Annotated in this window: 5 protein-coding genes; 2 read left to right on the top strand and 3 right to left on the bottom strand. The window is 73.2% G+C overall.

All coding sequences use genetic code 11. The features are described from left to right. Positions 1 to 121 precede the first annotated feature (121 nt). A complete protein-coding gene (locus AH6_RS07675; RefSeq protein ID WP_067475816.1) occupies positions 122 to 916 on the bottom strand; it encodes an SDR family NAD(P)-dependent oxidoreductase in 795 nt (264 codons plus the stop codon). A 239-nt stretch (positions 917 to 1155) separates the two neighbouring features. Continuing rightward, entirely contained in the window at positions 1156 to 3342 is a 2187-nt protein-coding gene (locus tag AH6_RS07680; protein WP_157431325.1) for a serine/threonine-protein kinase, read from the bottom strand. Between the two features lie 12 nt (positions 3343 to 3354). Between AH6_RS07680 and AH6_RS07685 the strand changes: the two genes are divergently transcribed. Next, positions 3355 to 3906, top strand: a complete 552-nt coding sequence (locus AH6_RS07685) for an RNA polymerase sigma factor (RefSeq protein ID WP_067475822.1) — start codon at positions 3355 to 3357, stop codon at positions 3904 to 3906. A gap of 126 nt (positions 3907 to 4032) precedes the next feature. Continuing rightward, complete coding sequence (locus AH6_RS07690) at positions 4033 to 5037, top strand: sulfotransferase family protein (RefSeq protein WP_067475825.1); 1005 nt, start codon at positions 4033 to 4035, stop codon at positions 5035 to 5037. Between the two features lie 211 nt (positions 5038 to 5248). On the opposite strand, the gene AH6_RS07695 is transcribed toward AH6_RS07690, so the two are convergent. Then, positions 5249 to 6598: alpha,alpha-trehalose-phosphate synthase (UDP-forming) (locus tag AH6_RS07695; protein ID WP_067475828.1), on the bottom strand; the 1350-nt coding region annotated here is incomplete at its 5' end.

Genomic DNA, 6598 nt, shown 5'->3' on the forward strand with positions numbered 1-6598 from the left:
GGACCACCAAGGCACGGCCCCGCGCATGGAAGCCCCACCCACCATCTCGGGAGGCGACGACGGCTCAGGGCAGGGCGACGGCTCAGGGCAGGGCGACGGATCGATCAGGGCGACGGATCGATCAGGGCAGGATGGAGTCGACGTAACCGCCGTCGACGCGCACCGCGCCGCCGGTCGTGGCGGAGGCGTACGGCGAGGCCAGGTAGACGACCATGTTGGCGATCTCCTCAGGCTCGATCAGGCGCTGCAACAGGGACTGCGGGCGGTGCTTCACCATGAACTCGCGCTGCGCCTCGTCCCAGGGCAGTTCGTCGCCGACGAGTTCGCGGACGAAGCCTTCGACGCCGCCGGTGTGCGTCGGCCCGGCGATGACCGAGTTGACGGTGACCCCGGTTCCGGCGGCGTCCTTGGCGAAGCCGCGGCTGACGGCGAGCAGCGAGGTCTTCGTCATGCCGTAGTGGATCATTTCGGCGGGGATGGCGACCGCCGAGTCGCTGGCCAGGTTCAGCACGCGTCCCCAGCCCCGGTCCTTCATGCCGGGCAGGTAGGCGCGGATGAGCCGGACGGCGGACAGGACGTTGACCTCGAAGTAGCGGCGCCACTCGGCGTCGTCGATCTCCAGCGGCGGGGTGGAGCCGAAGATGCCGAGGTTGTTGACCAGGATGTCCACCTCGGGCACGGCCGCCAGCACGGCGGCGGTGCCCTCGTCCGACGCCAGGTCGCCCGCGGCGCCGGTGACGTCGTCGCCGCCGGACTCGGCCCGCACGCTGTCGACGGCCTCGGCGACGCGCTTCTCGCCGCGGCCGTTGACGACGACGCGGGCGCCCGCGCGGGCGAGGCCGACGGCGATGGCATGGCCGATGCCCTGGGTGGAGCCGGTGACCAGCGCGGTACGGCCGGAAAGGTCGATCTGCATGGCGGGTTTCCCTCGTGAAGGCTGCGGAGAGTGTTGCGGCGGCCCGCGGGTGCCCCGGGAGCGCTCGTCCGCCGTGGACGGGCGGGCACTCCGGGCACGTTCGGCACCGATCGAGGGACGGCGTCCGGACCGGCGCACCGGCCACGGTCCCCGAACCTCAACTCCTCCGTTCCACCCCAGCGGTCACCGTAACCTCACCCTCGCTCAGGTGATCATCGGCGTTCCCGCGCCCGGCGGAGTCAGGGGGCGGTGAGTTTCAGGTTGTTGAGGATGTCCTTCACCACGTTGCGGTTGTCGGTCTCCTTGACGCGGAGCCACACCCCGAACTTGCCGCTCTTGTCCTTCAAGCCCACCTCGGTGACGGTCGGCGTGCCCGCCTTGCAGGCGGTGTAGCGGGTGATGGTGCCGCTCAGGTTGCCGTCAGGGGAGGTGTAGTTCTCCGGCGTGCCCTTGGTGCACAGCGGGTGCCCGACGATGTTGGCCGGGGGGAGGGGGCCGTTCTTCAGGTCGGTGGTCAGGCCGATGAAGACGCCCGGCCCCTTGCCGTTGCTCTTGAACTGGGCGACGTTGGGGGCCGCGCGCAACACCGGGCGCTGCTGGGCGTCGCCGGGCAGGCCCTGCGCGGCGGGCGACCAGGTGTTCTCGCCCTCCGCCTTCGGCCACGCCTTGGGGGCGGCGGCCTGGATCTTGCCGGAGGCGTCGGAGACCTTCGCGAAGTCGGCGGGCAGCGACGGCTTGGGCGGGTCCTTCTTGTCGTCGCCGGAGAACAGGTTGCCCAGCAGCAGGCCGCCGATGACCGCGACGGTCAGCAGCACCGTGGCGATGATGAGCGGCAACATGGTCTTCTTCGACGAGCTGGTGCCGCCGGGCGCGCGCGACGCTCCGCCGCCGGGCCCAGGCGGGCCGCCGGGGTGGCCGGGGCCAGAGCCGGAGCCGCTCTTGGACGCGCCCAGGCCCTTCAGCTTGCCCAGCAGGCCCTGCTTCTGGCCCTGCGGAGGCGGCGGGCGGAAGCCAGTGGGCGGCGGGCCCTGCGGGTATCCCTGCGGCGGCGGGCTCTGCTGCGGCGCGCCCTGGCCCGGGAAGACGGCGGTCTTGCCGTCGTCGCCCGCCTGGTTGTCGTAGGAGGGGCCGCCGGGCTGCGGGAAGCCGGGCGTGGGGACGGCGACCGTGCGGTCCTGGTCGGGGTCGCCGGACGGACCGGGCTGCGGTGGCCGGTAGTGCGGGTTCGGCTGGTCCACCATCGTGGCCTCGTCCCCGGCGGGCTGCTGGTTCTGCGGCTGCCGCATCTCCGAGGTGTGCACGTCGTCCTCGGCGGGCGCGTCCTCGCGCGTGGGCGGCTCGGGCTCGGCGCGGCGCGGCGGGCGCGGCGGCACGACCGGCGGCGGCACCGGGCCCTGCGCCGACGACGCCCCCTGGCCCGCGTTCTGGCGGCCGGGGTCGAGGTCCTGCGAGTAGGCGGGGCCCTGGTCGTAGCCGGGGAACGGCGGCTGCCCGGGGCGCGGGCCCCGGTACTCGTCGCTGACCGTGGCCTCCGGCACCTCCTCCGGGCCCGCCTGGCCGTACGCCGGCGGGATCGTCCCCGGCGCCAGCGTCGGGCGCAGCGTGGACAGGGCCTCCGCGAACGCCTCGGCCGTCGGCCAGCGCTTCTCCCGCTCGACCTCCAGCGCCCGCAGGACGACGTGGTCCAGCGCGGGCGACAGGTCCTCGCGCAGCTCGCTCGGCACGGTCCTGATCGGGGCCGGTCCCGGGGGCCGCCCGGTCAGCATGTGGTAGGTCAGCGCGCCCAGCCCGTACACGTCGGCGCGCACGTCCAGGCCGCCGCCGAAGCGCGCCTGCTCGGGGGACATGTAGCCCGGCGTCCCGACCGGCAGCGTGAACGCGCCCGACGCGTGCGCCAGCGCCTTGGCCAGGCCCAGGTCGGCGATCAGCAGCCGCTCGCCGCCGTCCGGCGTGGACTGGAACAGCACGTTGGACGGCTTGAGGTCGCGGTGGATGACGCCGAGGGTGTTGATGACCTCGACCCCGTAGGCGATCTCCTCGGCCAGGACCAGGGCCTCGCTGACCGGAAGTGGCCGTTCGCGCATCCGGTCGGCCAGGGTGCCGCGATCGGCGTAGGACATCACGAAGTAGGGGCGCCCGTCGGGCAGTTCGCCGATGTCGTGCACCCGCACCAGGCGCGACGAGTCGGCGCGGCGCAGGATGCGCGCCTCCTCCAGGAAACGGTTGCGCACGTCCAGGTCGTCGATGAGGCTCCCGGCCAGGACCTTGATGGCCACCGGGGAGTCGAGGGCGTCGTCCTGCCCGAGCCACACGGAGGCGAACGCCCCCGATCCGAGGACGCGATCGATTCGGTAACGGCCGACAGTTGGTGGGAAGGACACTCCCGTATCATGCCCAACAAACGGGGTGTGTGTGCGAACGAGCATTGAGGCGCGACGATGGCATTCGACGTAAGGACCGAGGAGCTGGCGGTCAGGGCCGCCCAGGGCGACCAGAACGCCCTGAACGAGCTGCTCCGGAAGATCGAGCCGGACGTGCTGCGGCACAGCTCCCGGTTCCTGCCCTGCCGGCAGGACGCCGAGGAGGCGTGCCAGGACGCGTTGATGCAGGTCGCGCGGAACATCCACCGCTTCGAGGGCCGGTCGCGCTTCAGCACCTGGCTGCACGTGGTGGTGTCCAACTCGGCGCGCTCCACCTACCGCTCGCTCAAGCGGCGCTCGGTCGAGCAGGCCGGCGAGCTGCCCCAGCAGCGCCCCGACCCGCACCGCACCAGCGTCATCGCCGGGTCCCGGGTGGACATCCTGGACGCGATGGAGGACCTGGAGGCCCGCAAGCCGGACCTCATCCAGGCGCTGGTGCTGCGCGACGTCTCCCAGCTGGAGTACGCCGAGATCGCCGAGCAGCTCCAGCTCCCGCTGGGCACGGTCAAGTCGCGCATCCACGAGGCGCGCAAGCAGGTCCGCCAGACGCTGGGCGAGTCCTACACCTGATCGGCCGCCCGGTCCGGCCGCCCGGCGGAAGGTGCTGGTCAGGCGGCGTCAAGCCTGGGCAATGGCTCGGCAAGAGCGCCGCCAGTCCGCCGGTGCGGCGCGCGCGCGTCGGCCAGCATCGACGGCATGGCCACGCACTCGGACCGCCCGATCTTCGTCATCGGCTGCCCTCGGTCGGGCACCACGCTGCTGCAACTGATGTTGCACTCGCACCCGCGGATCGCGATCCCCGCCGAGACGCGGTTCCTGCTGCCGGCCTACACCGCCAGGTGCGAGTTCGGTGACCTGGAGGACAGGGAGAACAGGCGGGCGCTGGCGGACTGGATCACCGCCCGCAAGGCGACCAAGTTCCGCGACCTCGGTCTCGACGCCGCCGAGGTGACCGCCGAGATCGTGGGCGGCCCACCGACGCTCGGCTCGGCGCTCGGCACGGTGTTCCGCGCGTACGCGCGCAAGCACGGCAGCCCGCGCTGGGGCGACAAGCGGCCCAGCTACTCCAAGCACGTCGGGACGCTGCTGCGGATGTTCCCCGACGCGCAGTTCGTGCACCTCATCCGCGACGGCCGCGACTGCGTGGCGTCGCTGAAGGAGATGCCCTGGTACAAGCACGACGTGCACCACGCGGTGGCGGCGTGGCGGGAGGCCATCGACGGCGGGCGGCGGCACGCGGCGCGGCTCGGCCCCGACGCCTACTACGAGTTGCAGTACGAGCGGCTGGTCACCGACCCGGCCGACGAGCTGACCCGGCTGTGCGGCTTCCTCGGCGAGGACTTCGACGCGGCGATGACCAAGCCGCAGACGATCGCCAAGCAGACCGTGCCGCCGCAGAAGAAGTGGCACGACCGCACGCACGGCGCCGTCAGCACGGGCCGCGTCGGCTCGTGGTCGACCCGCCTGGAGCCGTGGGAGGCGGGCCTGGCCGAGGCCGCGTTCGGGGAGCGGCTGGTCGAGTACGGGTACGAGCTGAGCGGCGCGCCGCGCCCGTCGCCGTCGCAGCTCGCCCGCTACGCCAAGATCAGCGCGCACCGCAAGATGGCCTACCGCAAGGCCGATCTGCGCGAGCGCTGGCAGCGCCGCTACGAGCCCAACCCCGTCACCTGCCTGCTCACCGCCGAGGAACTGTGTTCCTGAAGCCCCGGCCCAGCGGGCTCGCCTGGCGGCTCGCCCCCTGACCGCGTCTTTGCGGGTGCCACATCGCTTCGCGATCCGCCTCGGCGGAGCTCGCCTCCGGCTTTGCTCCGCCGAGGCGGTTAGGCACTCGCGTGACGGCTGAGGTCTCTGCGACAGGGGTTGGCTGCGGACACGCATACGAGCGCGATGACGTAGGCCGCGTGGGGCCCGGTCAGTCGAGCGCGGCGAGCTGGTCGGCGAACCACCGCTGCGGCGGCAGCGCCATCGCCGCCTCGGCCAGCCGCGCGCAGTGCCCGGCCCGCTTCTCGCGCGGCATCAGCAGCGCCCGGTGCAGCGCCTCGGCGGTCTGCGACACGTCGTAGGGGTTGACGGTCAGCGCGTCGTCGGCGAGTTCGGCCGCCGCGCCCGCCTCGCGCGACAACACCAGCGCGCAGCCGCTCTCCGACACGACCGGGCCCTCCTTGGCGACGAGGTTCATGCCGTCGCGGATCGGGTTGACCAGCAGCACGTCGGCCAGCCGGAACGCCGCCAGCGAGCGCGGGTAGTCGTCGTTGACCTGGAGGATCAGCGGGTTCCAGTCGGGTGTGGCGAACTCCGCCACGATCTGCTCGGCCGCCTGCCGCACCGCGTCGGTGTAGGCGCGGTACTCCGCCAGGTCGGTCCGCGACGGGTAGGCGAACGCCAGGTGCACCACGCGCCCGCGCCACTCGGGGTGGTTGACCAGCATCTCCCGGTAGGCCGCCAGCCCCCGCACGATGTTCTTCGACAGCTCGGTGCGGTCCACGCGCACGATGAGCCGCCGGTCGCCGACCTGCTCGCGCAACGCCTGCGCGCGTTCGGCCACGTCCGGCTCGGCGGCGCGCCGCCGCAGCGAGGGTCCGTCCACGCCCAGGCCGTGCACGCCGACGCGGGTCACGTGCCCGGCGCGGGTGACGGTGCGCGCGTGCCGGTCGACCTTCGCGCCCGGCAGGAGTTGCGCGCAGCAGTCGAGGAACGCCTCGGCCCACCGGTCGGCGAGGAACCCGGCGTGGTCGGCGCCCAGGATGCCCTCCAGCACCTGCGTCGCCACGTCGTCGGGCAGCAGCCGGAAGTACTCCGGCGGGGCCCACGGCGTGTGCGAGAAGTGCACGATCTTCAGGTCGGGGCGGCGCTCGCGCAACATCGCCGGGGCCAGCGACAGGTGGTAGTCCTGGACGGCGGCCTTGGCGCCGGGCGCGGCGTCGCGCGCCAGCGCGTCGGCGAACGCCGCGTTGTAGGCCTCGTAGGACTGCCAGTCGCGGCGCGCCCGCGCGTCGAAGTGCGGCACGCGCGGGGTGTCGTACAGCAGGTGGTGCACGAACCAGAGCGTCGAGTTGGCGACGGCGTTGTAGGCGCGGTGGAAGGTCCCCGCCGGGATGTCCAGCATCCGCACGGCCGCGCCGCCCAGGTCGTACCCGGCCAGGTCGAGCCGCCCGCCGGGGGCCTGCCGGGCGGCGGCGCGGTCGCCGTCGCCGAGCGCGGCGCACACCCACAACACCTCGGGTGAGGCGTCCGGCGCGGCGGTCGCGGCGCGGTCGGCGGG

The organism is Actinomadura hibisca NBRC 15177 (genome assembly GCF_001552635.1).
Lineage (GTDB): Bacteria > Actinomycetota > Actinomycetes > Streptosporangiales > Streptosporangiaceae > Spirillospora > Spirillospora hibisca.

Coding starts and splice junctions, on each gene's coding strand:
- AH6_RS07675 (WP_067475816.1), bottom strand. CDS start 916: ATGCAGATCGACCTTTCCGGCCGTACCGCGCTGGTCACCGGCTCCACC.
- AH6_RS07685 (WP_067475822.1), top strand. CDS start 3,355: ATGGCATTCGACGTAAGGACCGAGGAGCTGGCGGTCAGGGCCGCCCAG.
- AH6_RS07690 (WP_067475825.1), top strand. CDS start 4,033: ATGGCCACGCACTCGGACCGCCCGATCTTCGTCATCGGCTGCCCTCGG.
- AH6_RS07680 (WP_157431325.1), bottom strand. CDS start 3,342: ATGCTCGTTCGCACACACACCCCGTTTGTTGGGCATGATACGGGAGTG.